The organism is Pseudoalteromonas sp. SK18 (assembly GCF_001974855.1).
Classification (GTDB): Bacteria; Pseudomonadota; Gammaproteobacteria; order Enterobacterales; family Alteromonadaceae; genus Pseudoalteromonas.
Genome location: NZ_MTQB01000020.1, coordinates 46776 through 62459, shown reverse-complemented (window position 1 = coordinate 62459; position 15684 = coordinate 46776). Strand labels below are relative to the sequence as shown.

General features: G+C 40.1%; 15 protein-coding genes. 10 read left to right on the top strand and 5 right to left on the bottom strand.

What is annotated here, in order from left to right; translation table 11 throughout:
• The first annotated feature begins 4 nt into the window (after positions 1 to 4).
• A complete protein-coding gene (locus BW139_RS14100) occupies positions 5 to 904 on the top strand; it encodes a Dyp-type peroxidase (RefSeq protein ID WP_076920080.1) in 900 nt (299 codons plus the stop codon).
• 55 nt (positions 905 to 959) lie between these two features.
• Here the strand turns inward: BW139_RS14100 and argR are convergent, their stop codons facing one another.
• Positions 960 to 1427, bottom strand: a complete 468-nt coding sequence (argR, locus tag BW139_RS14095; RefSeq protein WP_008466460.1) for a transcriptional regulator ArgR — start codon at positions 1425 to 1427, stop codon at positions 960 to 962.
• 225 nt (positions 1428 to 1652) lie between these two features.
• On the opposite strand from argR, the gene mdh reads away from it, so the two are divergent.
• Positions 1653 to 2585 (top strand): malate dehydrogenase, encoded by a 933-nt coding sequence (gene mdh, locus BW139_RS14085; protein WP_008466462.1) that lies wholly within the window; start codon positions 1653 to 1655, stop codon positions 2583 to 2585.
• Positions 2586 to 2660: 75 nt separating this feature from the next.
• Here the strand turns inward: mdh and ispB are convergent, their stop codons facing one another.
• Positions 2661 to 3632, bottom strand: coding sequence for an octaprenyl diphosphate synthase (ispB, locus tag BW139_RS14080; protein WP_076920079.1), 972 nt, complete (start codon positions 3630 to 3632; stop codon positions 2661 to 2663).
• A 423-nt stretch (positions 3633 to 4055) separates the two neighbouring features.
• Between ispB and rplU the strand changes: the two genes are divergently transcribed.
• From rplU to BW139_RS14045, 7 genes are all read left to right on the top strand, one after another.
• Complete coding sequence (gene rplU, locus BW139_RS14075) at positions 4056 to 4367, top strand: 50S ribosomal protein L21 (protein ID WP_004587921.1); 312 nt, start codon at positions 4056 to 4058, stop codon at positions 4365 to 4367.
• A 16-nt stretch (positions 4368 to 4383) separates the two neighbouring features.
• Positions 4384 to 4641 carry a 50S ribosomal protein L27 gene (rpmA, locus tag BW139_RS14070; RefSeq protein WP_008114963.1) on the top strand — a complete coding sequence of 86 codons (258 nt, stop codon included), beginning with the start codon at positions 4384 to 4386 and terminating at the stop codon, positions 4639 to 4641.
• A gap of 139 nt (positions 4642 to 4780) precedes the next feature.
• On the top strand, positions 4781 to 5932 hold the full coding sequence (gene cgtA / locus BW139_RS14065) for an Obg family GTPase CgtA (protein WP_076920078.1): 1152 nt from the start codon (positions 4781 to 4783) through the stop codon (positions 5930 to 5932).
• Between the two features lie 74 nt (positions 5933 to 6006).
• On the top strand, positions 6007 to 6498 hold the full coding sequence (gene folA, locus BW139_RS14060) for a type 3 dihydrofolate reductase (RefSeq protein WP_175611414.1): 492 nt from the start codon (positions 6007 to 6009) through the stop codon (positions 6496 to 6498).
• Between the two features lie 82 nt (positions 6499 to 6580).
• Positions 6581 to 6955 carry a DUF3718 domain-containing protein gene (locus BW139_RS14055; protein ID WP_076920076.1) on the top strand — a complete coding sequence of 125 codons (375 nt, stop codon included), beginning with the start codon at positions 6581 to 6583 and terminating at the stop codon, positions 6953 to 6955.
• 181 nt (positions 6956 to 7136) lie between these two features.
• A complete protein-coding gene (locus tag BW139_RS14050) occupies positions 7137 to 9077 on the top strand; it encodes a methyl-accepting chemotaxis protein (protein ID WP_076920075.1) in 1941 nt (646 codons plus the stop codon).
• 64 nt (positions 9078 to 9141) lie between these two features.
• Positions 9142 to 9615 carry a peroxiredoxin gene (locus BW139_RS14045; protein WP_076920074.1) on the top strand — a complete coding sequence of 158 codons (474 nt, stop codon included), beginning with the start codon at positions 9142 to 9144 and terminating at the stop codon, positions 9613 to 9615.
• 72 nt (positions 9616 to 9687) lie between these two features.
• Here the strand turns inward: BW139_RS14045 and BW139_RS14040 are convergent, their stop codons facing one another.
• Complete coding sequence (locus tag BW139_RS14040; protein ID WP_076920073.1) at positions 9688 to 11820, bottom strand: S8 family peptidase; 2133 nt, start codon at positions 11818 to 11820, stop codon at positions 9688 to 9690.
• Positions 11821 to 12127: 307 nt separating this feature from the next.
• On the opposite strand from BW139_RS14040, the gene BW139_RS14035 reads away from it, so the two are divergent.
• Entirely contained in the window at positions 12128 to 13312 is a 1185-nt protein-coding gene (locus tag BW139_RS14035; protein WP_076920072.1) for an NAD(P)/FAD-dependent oxidoreductase, read from the top strand.
• 61 nt (positions 13313 to 13373) lie between these two features.
• On the opposite strand, the gene BW139_RS14030 is transcribed toward BW139_RS14035, so the two are convergent.
• Both BW139_RS14030 and BW139_RS14025 read right to left on the bottom strand, forming a co-directional pair.
• Positions 13374 to 14258, bottom strand: a complete 885-nt coding sequence (locus tag BW139_RS14030) for a Fic family protein (protein ID WP_254844978.1) — start codon at positions 14256 to 14258, stop codon at positions 13374 to 13376.
• A gap of 214 nt (positions 14259 to 14472) precedes the next feature.
• Positions 14473 to 15549, bottom strand: coding sequence for a GGDEF domain-containing protein (locus BW139_RS14025; protein WP_076920070.1), 1077 nt, complete (start codon positions 15547 to 15549; stop codon positions 14473 to 14475).
• Positions 15550 to 15684: the final 135 nt, after the last annotated feature.

Genomic DNA, 15684 nt, shown 5'->3' with positions numbered 1-15684 from the left:
AACAATGGCGCAAGCGCAATCAGGGATTTGTGCTGAAGCAAACTTACACGGTTTGCACTTATTTTTTAATGTACTTGATGGTCACGACGAATCACTTCGCGCTAAGCTTAAACAAGTGAGCGATATTGAAGATGAGTTTAGTGATCAGTTCTCTGAATCTATGCTTTCTTGCATGGTGGCAATTGGCGCCCAATATTGGCCGCATATTTTACCTGACTTCATGCCAAGCGAGCTGCAAAGCTTTCCTAATATTACCCATAGCGACTTTGTTATGAGTGCAAGGCCATGTGATTTGTTTGTGCAAATCCGCTCGGATAGAGAGGACGTGAACCATTTGTTTGCACTACAAATACTCAAGCTATTCACCCCAGATGTTGAGCTAGTTGAGCAAATTCGTAATTTTCGCTTTTTAGATGGCCGAGACTTTAATGGCTTTATTTATGCAGGCGATACTCCCCATGGCCGTCAAAAACGTGTAACGGCGTTAGTTAATAAGCCTGATAGTTTTGAAGATCAAGGTAGTTACATTCATGTGCAGCGTTATAAGCACGACTTGAGCTTGTGGCAGCATTTGTCATTACATGAACAAGAGCAAATAATGGGTCGCACACGCCTTGATAATACCTTGCTCAGTCCCGCACTTGAAAGTAGCCATGCAACCCGCAGTGAATTAAAAGATGAACAAGGTCAGGCACTGTTACTCAACCAAAGCATGCCTTATGGCGATGTATATGAGCAAGGTATGTTAGTGATCACGTGCTCTGCTAAAGGGGATGCATTCGAAAAAGTGCTAACTAGCCGACTAGGGCAGGGGGAAGATTATGACCACTGGCTTGATTTTACTCAGGCGGATATGGGCTCTGCATTTTTTGCCCCTTCAGTGCGATTTTTAAAGCAGTTATAACAATTGTAAAACGGCTACGTAGTGATCATAGCCGTTTCAATCAAAGCGTTAGTGGTTAAACCGTATCAAATAAAATACGCACACGCTCTAGTGTGAGGTCTATTTCTGAGATTTTAGCTGGTGCGATAAAAATAGTATCATCGCCGGCAATAGTGCCTAGTACGCCGTCTGCTTTGCCTAATGAATCAAGTAAACGCGCAATGAGTTGAGCAGCCCCTGGGCTGGTGCGAATAATAATCATCATTTCGTTATGCATAATATCAATAACGAGTTGGCGCAACGGGCTCTTAGCGGTTGGTACTCCCATTTCGGCGGGTAAACAGTACACCATTTCTTGTTTTGCATTACGGGTGCGTACCGCGCCAAACTTACTTAACATTCGCGACACTTTACTTTGGCTAATATTATCAAAGCCTTGTTCTTTTAACGCATCAACTATTTCGCCCTGTGAGCCAAAGTTTTCTTCTTTTAAAAGTGCTTTAAAGGCTTTAACCAATGCTTCTTGTTTGTCTTGTGGTTGCATAGTGTCTAATTAGTTATGTAATAGATACTGCAAATTCTACACAAAAATGCATAATTATGCAGCAGTTGTTTGCTTAAGTTGCCATTTTGCTGCGTTTAAACAGCAAAGTTTACAACTATGGTCGAAAATATAGCTAAAATAAGCAGGATAAATTTGTTTTTAGTCGTTAATTTCTTTATCTTATGAACCACAAATATTTCCTACCTCAAATCACGGAGAATTCCAATGAAAGTTGCTGTATTAGGTGCTGCAGGCGGTATCGGTCAAGCGTTGTCTTTATTATTAAAAACAGGCTTACCAGCTGGCTCTGAATTATCACTATATGATGTTGCGCCAGTAGTTCCTGGTGTTGCTGTTGACCTTTCTCACATCCCAACGGATGTTAAAGTTGCAGGTTTTGGTGCAGACGATTTAGATAAAGCATTAACAGGTTGTGATATCGTTCTTATCCCAGCGGGTATGCCACGTAAGCCAGGTATGGATCGTGCTGATTTATTTAATGTTAACGCTGGTATCATCAAAACATTAGCAGAAGGCATTGTTGCTAACTGTCCTAAAGCGCTTGTGGGTATCATTACTAACCCAGTTAACGGCACTGTACCAATTGTTGCTGAAGTATTTAAAAAAGCAGGTACTTATGACGCTAAGCGTGTATTCGGTATTACAACACTCGATGTGATCCGTTCTGAAGCGTTCATTGCTGAACTTAAAGGCGTAGACGTAGCAAGTGTTAAAGTTCCAGTAATCGGTGGTCACTCAGGCACAACAATTCTACCATTACTTTCTCAAGTTGAAGGTGTTACTTTCACTGATGAAGAAGTGGCTGCACTCACTCCACGTATCCAAAACGCAGGTACTGAAGTAGTTAATGCTAAAGCGGGCGGTGGTTCTGCAACATTATCTATGGGTGCTGCTGCTGCACGTTTTTGTATGTCTTTAGTTAAAGGCTTACAAGGTGAAGACGTTGTAGATTACGCATACGTTGCTGTTGAAAATGGCGATGCAGAGTACTTTGCACACCCAGTACGTTTAGGTAAAAATGGCGTAGAAGAAATTCTTTCTTACGGCACACTAAGCGCATTTGAAGAGCAAGCAAAGAATGACATGCTTGAAACGCTGAAAAAAGACATTAAAGAAGGTGTTGATTTTATGGCGTAATAGCCAAAATTAACCCATAAAAAAGCCTGCATTTGCAGGCTTTTTTATTGCTCGGAATTATCTACACAGTAAAACTTAGTGGTCGCGGTCAACCGCTATTCTAGCTAAGCTAATTAATGCTTGCTTGTAACTCGACTCAGCTAAGCAATCTAAACAAGCAATCGCTTTTTCTGCTTCTTGCTCTGCTTTTTGCATTGTGAACTCAAGGGCATTGGTATGTTTAAGTGCAGCGAGTATCTCATCTAGATGCGCCATACCATTACAGTGCTCTATGGCATCTCTTATTAACTGTGTTTGATGCTCGCTACCGTGTTGCATGGCATAAATTAATGGTAGTGTAGGTTTGCCTTCAGCTAAGTCATCACCAATGTTTTTACCCAGTTGGTCGGCATCGGCGTTGTAATCTAAAACATCATCCACTAACTGAAAAGCGGTGCCTAAATGCATACCGTACAAATTAAGTGCGTCTAATACACTATCATCTTGCTCAGTAATAATGGCAGCTAGTCCGGTTGCAGCTTCAAATAACTTAGCGGTTTTAGAATAAATAACCTGCATATAACTGGCTTCAGTAGTATCTGGGTCATTGCAGTTCATTAATTGCAGTACTTCGCCTTCAGCAATAATGTTGGTTGCATCAGCCAGTATTTGCATTATCTGCATCTTGCCAAGGCCGACCATTAGCTGAAACGAGCGAGTGTAAATAAAGTCACCCACGAGAACACTGGCGGCATTACCAAATTCAGCATTTGCTGTGGGTGTGCCACGGCGCAAGTTAGATTCATCTACTACATCATCGTGTAAAAGAGTGGCGGTATGAATAAATTCAATAATAGTTGCTAGCGTAATGTGATCTTTGCCTTGGTAACCTAGCGCTTTAGCCGCCAAAATAGCTAACATGGGGCGAACACGTTTGCCACCGCTGTTAACAATATACAAACCAAGTTGATTAACTAACGCCACATCTGAGCGCATTTGCGCATGTATTAGTTGATTGACGTCATTCATATCGCTTTCGATTAACGCCTGGATAGCTTTTATATCCATTGATCTCCGAGCCAATTTTAATGTGTGAACGGCGCAGATTGTACAACAAAAAACGCATTAGCTCGATATTTTGTGATGATTCCTTAAAAAAACACCCTTAAGTAGGTTAAATGACCTATTAACTTGGTGAATAAATGATTAAACAGCGTGGTTTAAATTTGAATCACCCTTGGCGGTTAATTGAACTACATGGGCTTGCTTTGCTATTGCTAATTTATTTTCTCTAACCGTTAAAAAGCGCTTGGCAAAGGGGGATTTTAATATAAAATAGGGGAAATATTGAATTGCTCTCAATGCAGCTACTTTTTATTCATTTAATTACAAAAAGAGGCTTGCTAGTTTTTTCGCATTAGCGTAAACTTCGCGCCCTATTGAAGAATATTTTAGTTGCGTCGATTTGAGGGCGCACAGACGGAGTTAATTATGTACGCGGTTTTCCAAAGTGGTGGTAAACAGCACCGTGTGACTGAAGGTCAAACAATTCGTCTTGAGAAATTAGACGTTGAAACTGGTGCAGCAGTTGAATTTGATTCAGTACTTTTAGTTGCTGATGGTGAGAAGATCGAGATTGGTGTACCGTTCGTAAACGGTGGTAAAGTAACAGCTGAGGTTGTTTCACACGGTCGCGGTGAGAAGATTAAGGTTGTTAAATTTAGACGCCGTAAGCATTCTCGTAAGCAAATGGGCCATCGTCAATGGTTCACAGAAGTTAAAATCACTGGCATTAGCGCTTAATTAGAGGTACTTAGAAATGGCACATAAAAAAGCAGCTGGTAGTACTCGTAACGGTCGCGATTCAGAAAGCAAACGCCTAGGTGTTAAGCGTTTTGGTGGCGAATCAGTTCTAGCGGGTAGCATCATTGTTCGTCAACGTGGAACTCGTTTCCACCCTGGCGCAAACGTAGGTATCGGTAAAGACCACACTATCTTCGCAAAAGCAGATGGTAAAGTTCAGTTTGAACAAAAAGGTCCTTTAAACCGTAAATACGTAACTATCGTAGCTGAGTAATCAGCAAGGTAGTTAAAAAACCCCGCCTTTGCGGGGTTTTTTGTTTTAAGCAAAATATATACCCAAGCCCAGCCTGCAATCAGCACGGCTTGGGTATATAATAGAGTTATTAACAAGCCAATCCCTAAAGTGAGTAATCATGAAGTTTGTAGATGAAGTAGAAATTCGCGCAGAAGCTGGTGACGGTGGCAGCGGCATCGTGTCTTTTCGTCGTGAGAAATATGTTCCAGATGGTGGACCTGATGGCGGTGACGGTGGAGACGGTGGTAGTGTTTATCTACAAGCTGATGAAAACTTAAATACCCTTATTGACTATCAATTTGAGCGTTTTCACAGAGCTGAACGTGGTACTAACGGTCAAAGCCGTAATTGTACTGGTAAAAAAGGTGAAGATCTGATTGTAAAAGTGCCGGTAGGTACACGTATCCTAGATGTTGATACTCAAGAATCATTAGGGGATTTAACCCAAGATGGTCAACGAATTGTGGTTGCAAAAGGCGGTTTCCATGGCTTGGGGAATGCGCGTTTTAAATCAAGTACTAATCGTGCTCCACGTCAAAAAACACTCGGCACACCAGGTGAAGTACGTAACCTTAAATTAGAGCTAATGCTATTAGCTGATGTAGGTTTACTGGGTTTACCAAATGCAGGTAAATCGACCTTTATTCGCAGTGTATCCGCTGCAAAACCTAAAGTAGCAGATTATCCATTTACTACGCTTATCCCTAATTTAGGCGTTGTTCGTCCTGAAGCAAATAAATCATTTGTCATTGCTGATATTCCTGGCTTGATTGAAGGTGCGTCGGATGGTGCGGGCTTGGGTATCCGATTCTTAAAGCATTTAGAGCGCTGTCGTGTGTTATTGCACATTATTGATGTTATGCCAGTTGATGGATCTAACCCTGTTGATAATGCTTTTGCAATCATCAACGAGTTGCATCAGTACAGTCCTAAGCTTGCTGAAAAGCCACGCTGGTTAGTATTTAATAAAATTGACTTATTGCCTGAAGATGAAGCCAAGGCCATGTGTGAGCAAATTGCAGAAGAGTTAGGTGAATCTGAAAATATTTATAGTATTGCCGCAATTAATAAATTAAATACGCAGCCATTAATTCACGACATCATGACGCTACTTGATAACATGCCTAAAGAAAAGTTTGTTGAAGTTGCAGACGAAGAAGTTGAATTTAAGTGGGATACCTACCATCAAAAAGCCACTAAAGGCGATGATGATGACTGGGATGATTGGGATGAAGATGATTACGACGTAGAAGTTGTCTACGAGCGTTAATTATAATTGTGTATATTTAAAAGGAGCTAATGCTCCTTTTTCTTTGATTAATAATAAAGTATTGGGTGTTTAGTGTGATAATTTCAATGATTGCAGCAATGGCAAACAACCGTGTCATTGGCTTAGATAATAAAATGCCATGGCACTTACCTGGCGACCTTCAGCACTTTAAGAAAGTAACCTCTGGTAAGCCCGTTATTATGGGACGTAAAACATTTGAATCGATAGGTCGGCCTCTGCCTGGGCGTCGTAATATTATTATTACTCGCAATAAAGACTATCACGCATCAGGAATTGAAACTGTGACCACACCAGAAGCTGCACTTGAGCTTGTTAATGATGTTGCAGAGGTGATGATTATTGGTGGTGGAAACATCTATCAGCAGTTCTTAGAGCAGGCGCAGCGATTGTATTTAACCTTTATTGACCTAGATATTGAGGGGGATACACAATTTCCTGATTACCAAAGTGTTGCAAACTGGCAAATTGAAGATGAAATGTTGATGGCGCCTGATGATAAAAACAAACATAGTTATAAGTTCGTAACTCTGAATAAAATTCCTTAACATTATTGCCAAAATCTGAGCGTGTTGGTACAATATTAAACAGTCGAGTACGAAAAAAGTATTAATATAGGGTGTCCAATCAATGATTAAATTACCGAAGCTAGTTGTAATTGCTGCTATCGCAGCGGGTTCGTTCGCTTATACTGCGCCTGCAAGCGCTGATGATCAGTTAGCTGTTTCAGTTTGTGAGTACATTGCTGCTGATGATAAAAATCGTCTACGTAGTAAATTAAAAAGCTCACGTGTGAAAGTTCGTAATATCTATGATGCAGTTTTCTGTAACGGTAATAACTTACTTCGTCACGCTGTTGCAAGTAATGCGGTTGATACGGGTGAGTACATTGTTAAAAACTTATCAAAAAGCTCACTTGAAGATGGTGCCGATATTGCTTGGGCTGAGGCAAACCATGCAGGTTCAGCTTTAATCCCTATTATTAAAGACCGTGCAGGTCTTTAAATAAACGTTTAATAAAAAACCGCGTTTAAACGCGGTTTTTTATTTGTTTGGATACACTGTCATTTCACATCCTGTTTAACTATCTCTGCCTCCTCTAAATATTTATTCTTATTACTCTTATTACATAAAAATGTCATAAAAATTCAATACTCTATGCGCATGTCAGTTTTGAGATATGTTTATGCGTGTATCATTTTTTACCCGTTTATTAGCCATTTTACTAACGTTAGCAAGTATCCTTCTAGCTGCGACTTTATTGTGGGCAAGCCATACATTACTAAAACTCCAACAACAAGATAGCGCATATAGCCAATTAAAAAATAGCATAATGGTTGAGCTGGCCGATCATTTGGAGAGTTACTTAGTACAAGGTAATAGCCAATATTTAATAAAATCATCAACTTTGATTGAGCAGCTTAAAGCGCAACAGTTAACAGCACTGCCTCCTGAGTTAGAGGCTCGTCTATCAGCACAATTAATTTCATTAAATACAGATATTAATGGTAAATACAGAGCACTTGGAAAACTCTCTGGTAATGAAACGGCGCTGTTAGATAACGCACTGAGACAAATGGCGGGCTCAGCCTCTTCACTTATTAATTATGCGCAAAAAGCATCAACGCAAACCAGCAACGCCCTTAGCTATAATAAATTAGCGAGTGATTATTACAGTGAAGTGGTTAATTTATCTTTATCGACCTATCAATTAATAAATGATTACCAAGCGGAGGTAGAGAAAAGTCTGCAACAAAGTATTAAAAACCTAAATTTACTGGCTGTCAAAATTGAACAGTTACCTAACTTAGGGGTAATGACTGAGGTTGATGAATTTACTTTATTTGTAGATGAGGAACCGGAAGATTTGGCAGCTGAAATAAAAGCAGAGTTGGTGAGTTGGCCTAAACGCTATCTGCGCGATTTAAGTAGTACTTTATCGCAAGCAAAACAGCGTCGTTTAGGAACAAATGAATTACGAAAACAAATTAGCTTACTATCAAAAACAGTGATTGAAGCAGAGCAAACATTAAAAGCGCAGCAAGATACCGTGAAACAACAAGTTTTTTGGGTATTTGGAATAGCGATAGGTGGATTAGTAATATTAGCTTTTGGTGTTTATTGGGGGCAACGTAAACAGGTTTTACAGCCTTTGCGACAGCTGCGAGATGGATTTGCATTCTTAATCGAAAGCAATGAGTTAAAAAATATTACAGTAAACAACCCTCAAACAGAGGTGGGTGAAATAGCGCAGTATTTTAACCAGTTAATTGAGCGCCAGCGCCTAGAAGCTCAAGAGAAGGCAAATATGCTCAATGTAGTCAGCGAGTTCATGCAGCAAATGAGTGAGCATTTACACACGATTGGCCAAAAAAGTAATGCGAGTTATCAGCAGGTAAATCACAATGAAGAGCTGCTTCTTAATATTCAGCAACTTGGCGAGCAGGTAAATCATATTAATGCTGTTGCAGCTGAAAATGCTCAAAGTACCTATGAAGCAATGCAGCAAAGTGTTGGTTTTGCTAAAAATATGCTTAATGCCAGTTCAGATACACAGCAGCGTATTGAGCAGGGAATGCATAGTGTTCAGGAGTTATTGAGCGGGGTGCAAGGAGTAAGTAATATTATTACCGTTATACGTACCATCGCTGAGCAAACAAACTTACTCGCGCTCAATGCTGCGATTGAATCAGCAAGAGCCGGTGAGCAAGGTCGGGGTTTTGCCGTGGTTGCTGATGAGGTAAGGCAATTAGCTATGCAAACTCAAGGTTCGTTAAAAGAGATTAATGATCAATTGGCGTTATTAAGTGAAAACTCTCAAGAAGTCTATAAACAAATCAATGCATTAACTGAGGATGCACAGTTACAAACAGCAAATGCTCAAGAGCTTAAAGCAAACTCTGAAGGAGTTGCAGATAATGCGCAGCAGGCTAATAAAGTTGCGGTAGATGCAATGGAATTGGCTAAACAACAAAGTGAGTTGCTTCATGGTTTTACTCTATCAATGCATGATATGAAAAGCCAAGTAAGTGAGTCGAGTGAATTAGTTGCTGATATAGGCTCGCAGTTAGAGTTGCAAATGATATCTATTAAAGAAGGTTTAGGTTTAGGTAACAACAGCGATTAATCGAAGACGAATTAAACATTAATCTGTATGCTAAAAGACTACGTAATTACCCTAAGGAATTAATATGATAGAGCAAGGTCAGACAATACCTGCAGTAAATTTATCTCAGCTTACTGATGAAGGTATGCAAACACTCACTAACAATGAATTATTTGCAGATAAAAAAGTTGTGCTATTTGCGGTGCCTGGTGCTTTTACACCCACTTGTTCGAATGCTCATTTGCCTGGTTATATCGCGCTAGCCGATAAAATTAAGGCTAAAGGTATTAACGCTATCTATTGTGTATCAGTTAATGATGCATTTGTGATGAAAGCATGGGGTGAGTCACAAAACGCAGAGCATATAGACATGCTTGCAGACGGTGATGCTAGTTTTACTCGTGCCTTAGGGCTTGAAAAAGATACCGCAGGCTTTGGTGGTTTGCGCTCGAAACGTTACGCTATGGTTGTTGACAATGGTGTTGTTAACCAATTATTTGTAGAACAAGACAAAGAATTTGTAATAAGCAGTGCTGAAGCTGTTTTAGCTAAGCTATAACTAAGTTGTTTTAATTATTGAATAAAAAGCCGATACATATGTATCGGCTTTTTTATCTAAGGAGAGAATGGATTATGGCTGGTATTGACCGCTTAGCGTTAAACCAGAGAAGGTTTGATACGCATTAACACTTAAGTGCCATGTGCCTGCTTGAGGATTACTAAACGTACAAGTTTCAGCGTTACCATTTTTATATGGGCGACAATCATAGCTAGAGCTAGTTGGTTGGCTGCCAAACTTTACAAATAAATCTGCATCACCGGTGCCGCCTGATGTTGTTACAGTAAAGTTAGCCATGCCAGCTGGCACATCTAGCGTGTAATGTTTCCATTGACCTGCTGTTGCAGAAACATCACTTACTGTACCGCCACCAGCTTGAGGTGTACCTGAACCACCACCGGTTGAACCACCTGTGATGTTACCAACTAAGCTCACACCAGTGTATGCTGAGTAACCACGTAACATTACATGGTAAGTACCTGCCGTTGGGTTATCGATAGAGCACTCTTCACTGTTACCACCTTTATAAGGACGACAGTCATATGTAGTGGTGGTTGGTTTGCTGCCAGCACGTACATACAAGTCAGCATCCCCTGTACCACCACTCATGGTGAAAGTAACATTAGTCGCACCACTTGGGACTGTCATAGTGTAAAAGTCTTGTGCACTTGCCGCACCACTTAATCCTGTTTTCGCTTGTCCATCAACGAGCTCATTATCACCGGTTGTTGGCGGTGGCGTGCCACCAGATGCAGCGGCAACAGCGGCTGCAGCATCCACAATACCTGTGCCACAGCTAGTACATGTTGCAGAGAAAGAGCGAGTCGTTGTTTTCAAGATGTTTTCAATTTCATCAGGGGTCGCATTTGGTTTAGCTTGCTTGATCAATGCTGCAACACCCGCAACATGAGGTGCAGCCATTGAAGTACCCTGCGAAAAGCCATAGCTGTCGCTTGATGGTGTTGTTGAACCTGAGTTGTAAGTAGATAAAACACCCTCAGAATCATTTGCAAAGCTTTGTGCGCCACCCGGTGCTGCCACATCTATATTACTACCGTAGTTTGAGTAATATGCGCGGCCACCGTTACGACCAACTGATGCAACATTAACAACACCATTACAGTTACCTGGGTTGTAGTTTGCAGAATTATCGTTATCGTTACCTGCAGCAATAACAACAACAGTACCGTTGCTACGTGCTGTGTTAATCGCATTTTGAGTTGTTGAGCTACATGCGCCTGCACCACCTAAACTCATGTTTATAACATCAGCAGGGTTAGCATTTGCCGACGTACCCGATACATTACCGCCAGAGGCCCAAATAATGCCATCAGCGATATCAGAAGTTAAACCGCCACATTTACCTAATACACGTACAGGCACTACTTTTGCATCGTAAGCAACACCAGCAACGCCTTCACCGTTATTGGTTACCGCAGCAACAGTACCTGCTACGTGAGTACCGTGCCAGCTAGAACCTTGTGCACCGTTATTACCACACTCACCGGCTGCAACTGCATCCCCCGGATCGCGAGCATCGTTATCACGGCCATTACCGTCGTTAGCGACTGATAGATTAGAGATCATATCGTAACCAGGTAAAATATTAGCGTTTAAATCAGCATGAGGGCGGTAACCAGTATCAAGAACAGCTACAACCACGCCGCTACCTGTGGCAGTATCCCAAGCTGTTGGTAGATTTAGACCACCGGCTTGCTCATAGTAATGCCATTGATCGCCATAACGAGGATCGTTTGGTGTTGCAAATGGCTTTAACATTTGATCGACTTCAATGTATTCAACATTGCCTGAATTAACCATTTCTTGCATAAACTGTTGTGCTTCTTCAGCATTGAGCTTTTTGTCAGCGCGCATTACGTGATGGTTGTTTAATGCCATTGCGCGGATATATTTAGCTTTAACTTTACCTTTTTTTGAGGTGAAGTTTTTTACAAAGCTTTGCGCTTTTTTGTTCATCATTGCAGGCGATGCGTCAGCTGTTGATGTGCTCATCATATCGCTATTATTTTTATATTTGATAATAAACTGAGTTTCAAACCCACCTTGATTTTGCATTTTAGCTGAGGTTTCAGCCATTGAAGGTGCGATTGCTTGTGCTGGATTTGCCATACTTGAGCTGGCAGCAAATAGTGTACTTATTGTTAGCGCAACAGCGCATTTTTTAAATGAATTATTAGAAGTCATAATTACCCTTAGTGTTATTATTATTTGTGGATATCCACAAAGCGGGTACAAAGGTAAATGATCTGTTAACTATTTTGAAATATTAAATACGCATGTAACTATTTCATTTAGTTATAACCGCGTATTCAGTGAGCTTTCAATTGTTTTGTATTTAATTTTTTATTTGTTGCGATCCTAATGTATTAGATTTTTTCGGTGTTTTTTATCATTAATTGGCCTTTGTTGATAAATTAAAAACAATATAACAACTATCTGGTTATTATCGAAACTTTGTTATAATCCACCAAAGTTTTTAAGAGATGACTAAATGACTCACGTTGATGTAATTGTGATCGGTGCAGGTGCAGCAGGTTTAATGTGTGCAGCGCAAGCAGGGTATCGCGGCCGAAGCGTTACAGTGCTTGATATGGGTAAAAAGCCAGGACGTAAAATTTTAATTAGTGGCGGCGGGCGTTGTAACTTTACTAACGAAAATGCGAGCCCTAATAACTATTTATGCGCAAATCCTCATTTTGTAAAATCGTGCTTAAGTCGTTATACGCAGCATGACTTTGTAGAGCTTGTAGACCGACATGGTTTGGCGTATCACCATAAAACATTGGGGCAATTATTCTGTGACAATAGCGCACAGGACATTGTTGATATTTTACTTACCGAGTGTGAGTGGGCGGGTGTTACTATTAAACTACGTAACGAAGTGTTAAATGTTGCTAAAACAGCAATGGGTTACAGTGTCACAACTGAGCAAGAAACACTTACTTGTGAGTCGTTAGTCGTTGCATCTGGTGGTTTAACTATGCCTAAGCTTGGTGCTACGCCAATAGGTTATAAAATTGCAGACCAATTTGGTTTAAAGGTTTTGCCGACGATGGCTGCTTTAGTTCCCTTTACCTTACATCAACACGATAAAGACCGTTTTGAAGGGCTTTCGGGTATTAGTATTTCTTGTGAAGTTACAAGCGAAGATGGCACTGTATTTAAAGAGAATATTTTATTTACTCATCGCGGCTTATCCGGGCCTGCCATATTACAAATAAGCTCATTTTGGCGAGCAGGTCAGGCGGTAACGATCAATTTACTACCTGAACTCGATTTAAAGCAACAGTTAGCTGACTGGCGAGAAACGCAAGCGCAAAAATCGTTAAAAAATAGTCTCGCGACTATCTTACCTAAGCGCTTTGTTGAAATACTTCATGACAGTAAAGCCATTCCCGATTGCAATATTAATCAGCTGACGCATAGCCAAATAGATGCACTTGCGGATTATATTCATGCTTGGCAAATTAAACCAAATGGTACAGAGGGTTACAGAACCGCAGAGGTGACTTTAGGCGGTGTTGATACTGATGAGCTAAGCTCTAAAACATTTGAGGCTAAAAAAGCTAATGGTTTATATTTTATTGGCGAAGTAACCGATGTAACGGGTTGGCTTGGAGGTTATAATTTTCAATACGCATGGAGCTGTGGATTCGCCGCTGGGCAATACGCGTAAAAAATAGCTCACCACAGCTTATTAAACCTGCCACTTTAGCTCTGAAGTGGCATTTTTATTTCTAATTTTTAAGTCTATATTGCTGCATTTTGCTATTCGGTTTTTCGGGAATGGTCATTTCTATAATTCCAGCATCAATGGCTGGCTTTAAGTAGCGCTCTCTAAAATGTTTACGGTCTTTTAATCCAAGCTGATTTTGTAGCTCTTGTCGGTTTAATGGCTTTTCGCTTTGGGTAAATACATTAATTAAAGCGATGACTTGGGGGGCTTGTAAGTCTACATTTATAGCCTGTTTAACTTGAGGGGCTTGTTGGGGGTTTTTGGTTTTTGTTATTGATTTTAAATCATTTTCTAATGAGTTTAGTGCCGCTAGTAATGCTTCCAATATATACTCAATAAACACGGATGAGTCACCGGACTTGGTACTTAGGTTGATGCTTTCAAAGTAATGTTGGCGAGTTGTCGCTATAACATTGTTAATGTTTATTAGTGAAAATAGCGAATGCCACTGCGATAATTGCTTAGTTTGCCACACACACGCTAATTCAGTATTACCCTGTGCAAAAGGTTGAATAAACTGTAATTCATAATGACATACTGCGCTACTGATTAAGGGGTGATGCGCGGTTATATTAAACCACGCAAATAACTCCTCTACCATTTGTGGCACTCGGATTGCCTGTGGTGCCATTTGTGCACCACTTTTTAATGCTAGACTTTGCTGCCTATAACTGCCTGACTTTTCACTTTGATCTTTCATTAAGCTGCGATGTAAGCATAACAAGTTGTCTGGGTTTGATAAGTCAGATGCTGTGTATTGAAACTCAGGGTTTTTCATTTGTACAGAGGTGAGTTTTTGTTGCTTATAGTGCTCAAGGGTTGCTGGTGAATATAAGGCACTGATTTTACCTAAAGCTTCACTAATATTTGCAATGCTGTGAGTCATGCTGGCTGAAATCGAAAATGGGGGAGTGGTGTTGCTCATTTCGTTATAGAGGATAGAGGTTATGTAAATCAGGGCGTTAGAATACGCGAACTAAGCATAAAAGTCAGTTTTAATGGTTTTTTAGTATGCATTTTTATTTTTTTAGTAGTTCTTTATGGTTGGTTTTGTGAGTGTTTATTAATTAATTGGGTATCTTACTCAACTATAAAGGGCTCTATGAAGTTGCTATTGTTAGTTCAATGTCTCTAAAATGCACTGAATTACGACCATTGTTTTTAGCTTCGTATAGCGCGCTATCTGCACGTTCTAATACGCTAAGAACCGAATCGTTAGGATCGATTAATGCTAGCCCTATACTTATAGTTAGTGGAATGTTGGCAATGGGAACAGCGTAAATACACTCTTTTAGTTGATTTGCCTGCGCTATGGCCTCGGATAAGGAGGTGTTGGGTAAAATAATTGAAAACTCTTCACCGCCCCAGCGCGCTATTACTGAATGACCTGGCATTTTGCTTTTAACTATATGTGCAAATTCACTTAAAACACGGTCACCTACTATATGGCCATGAGTGTCGTTAATTTTTTTAAAGTGATCGATATCACAAATAAGTAAACAGTTAGTGGTTTTTGTTTTTTTAGAGTTGGTTATTAGTTGTGATAGCTCGTAATCAAATTTTTGCCTATTAAAAAGCCCTGTCAGTTTATCTGTTTCAGCAAGGTGTTGGATTTCTATATTGCGCATTGTTAAATGGTCATAAGCAGAAAAGCGAGTTTTTTCATAAAACCTGAAGATTAAGATGTGGGCAATACAGACCTCTATGATATTAAATAAAGAGCCCAGACCTATAGTCACAGTTAGCTGCTGTTGTTTATAAGTTAAATAAGCGCAAATACAAAAGGCAATGCCGCTAAAGATGCTCCCCCAATTTCTGCCGACGAGAAAAAATGCAAAAGGAGGGATAAGTGTTGCCCAAAATAAAGAGTGGGCAAGGCCACCTACAGAGACAACAAATGTCATTATTAAACTAGCTACCATAATAGTGACTGCCCATGCTGCAGCATGCACATTCGCCGTTTTACTAAACCAAAGATAAATTGCTAGTGTTATAAGCAAGCCAAATGCGTCAATGGCTGCAATATCGTAGCTATCAAAGTAGAACAAATTGAGTAGAGTTAAAATTAAAAAGTAGCAGGTTGCTGTTAATAATGAATGAGCGATTAAGCGTGTGCGCCAAAAATCTTTATGATCTTTTGGATACTGTGGTAGCCCTTTGTACCAAAAATCTAGCATTCTCCACTTCTCTTTAGTTTTTATATTTTTATTGACTGATTATTACCTATAACCCAGCTTTATTATAGTGCTGAGTAAAATCACTCCACAAATAAATATTTATAAAAAATAGCGTATTTTTGTGTTCAAACGATA

Bases quoted from the DNA above. Each gene is read 5' to 3' on its own strand.
- ispB (WP_076920079.1), bottom strand. From the start codon at position 3,632: ATGGATATAAAAGCTATCCAGGCGTTAATCGAAAGCGATATGAATGAC.
- BW139_RS14025 (WP_076920070.1), bottom strand. From the start codon at position 15,549: ATGCTAGATTTTTGGTACAAAGGGCTACCACAGTATCCAAAAGATCAT.
- BW139_RS14030 (WP_254844978.1), bottom strand. From the start codon at position 14,258: ATGACTCACAGCATTGCAAATATTAGTGAAGCTTTAGGTAAAATCAGT.
- cgtA (WP_076920078.1), top strand. From the start codon at position 4,781: ATGAAGTTTGTAGATGAAGTAGAAATTCGCGCAGAAGCTGGTGACGGT.
- mdh (WP_008466462.1), top strand. From the start codon at position 1,653: ATGAAAGTTGCTGTATTAGGTGCTGCAGGCGGTATCGGTCAAGCGTTG.
- argR (WP_008466460.1), bottom strand. From the start codon at position 1,427: ATGCAACCACAAGACAAACAAGAAGCATTGGTTAAAGCCTTTAAAGCA.
- BW139_RS14045 (WP_076920074.1), top strand. From the start codon at position 9,142: ATGATAGAGCAAGGTCAGACAATACCTGCAGTAAATTTATCTCAGCTT.
- rpmA (WP_008114963.1), top strand. From the start codon at position 4,384: ATGGCACATAAAAAAGCAGCTGGTAGTACTCGTAACGGTCGCGATTCA.
- BW139_RS14100 (WP_076920080.1), top strand. From the start codon at position 5: ATGGCGCAAGCGCAATCAGGGATTTGTGCTGAAGCAAACTTACACGGT.
- BW139_RS14035 (WP_076920072.1), top strand. From the start codon at position 12,128: ATGACTCACGTTGATGTAATTGTGATCGGTGCAGGTGCAGCAGGTTTA.
- rplU (WP_004587921.1), top strand. From the start codon at position 4,056: ATGTACGCGGTTTTCCAAAGTGGTGGTAAACAGCACCGTGTGACTGAA.
- BW139_RS14050 (WP_076920075.1), top strand. From the start codon at position 7,137: ATGCGTGTATCATTTTTTACCCGTTTATTAGCCATTTTACTAACGTTA.
- BW139_RS14055 (WP_076920076.1), top strand. From the start codon at position 6,581: ATGATTAAATTACCGAAGCTAGTTGTAATTGCTGCTATCGCAGCGGGT.
- BW139_RS14040 (WP_076920073.1), bottom strand. From the start codon at position 11,820: ATGACTTCTAATAATTCATTTAAAAAATGCGCTGTTGCGCTAACAATA.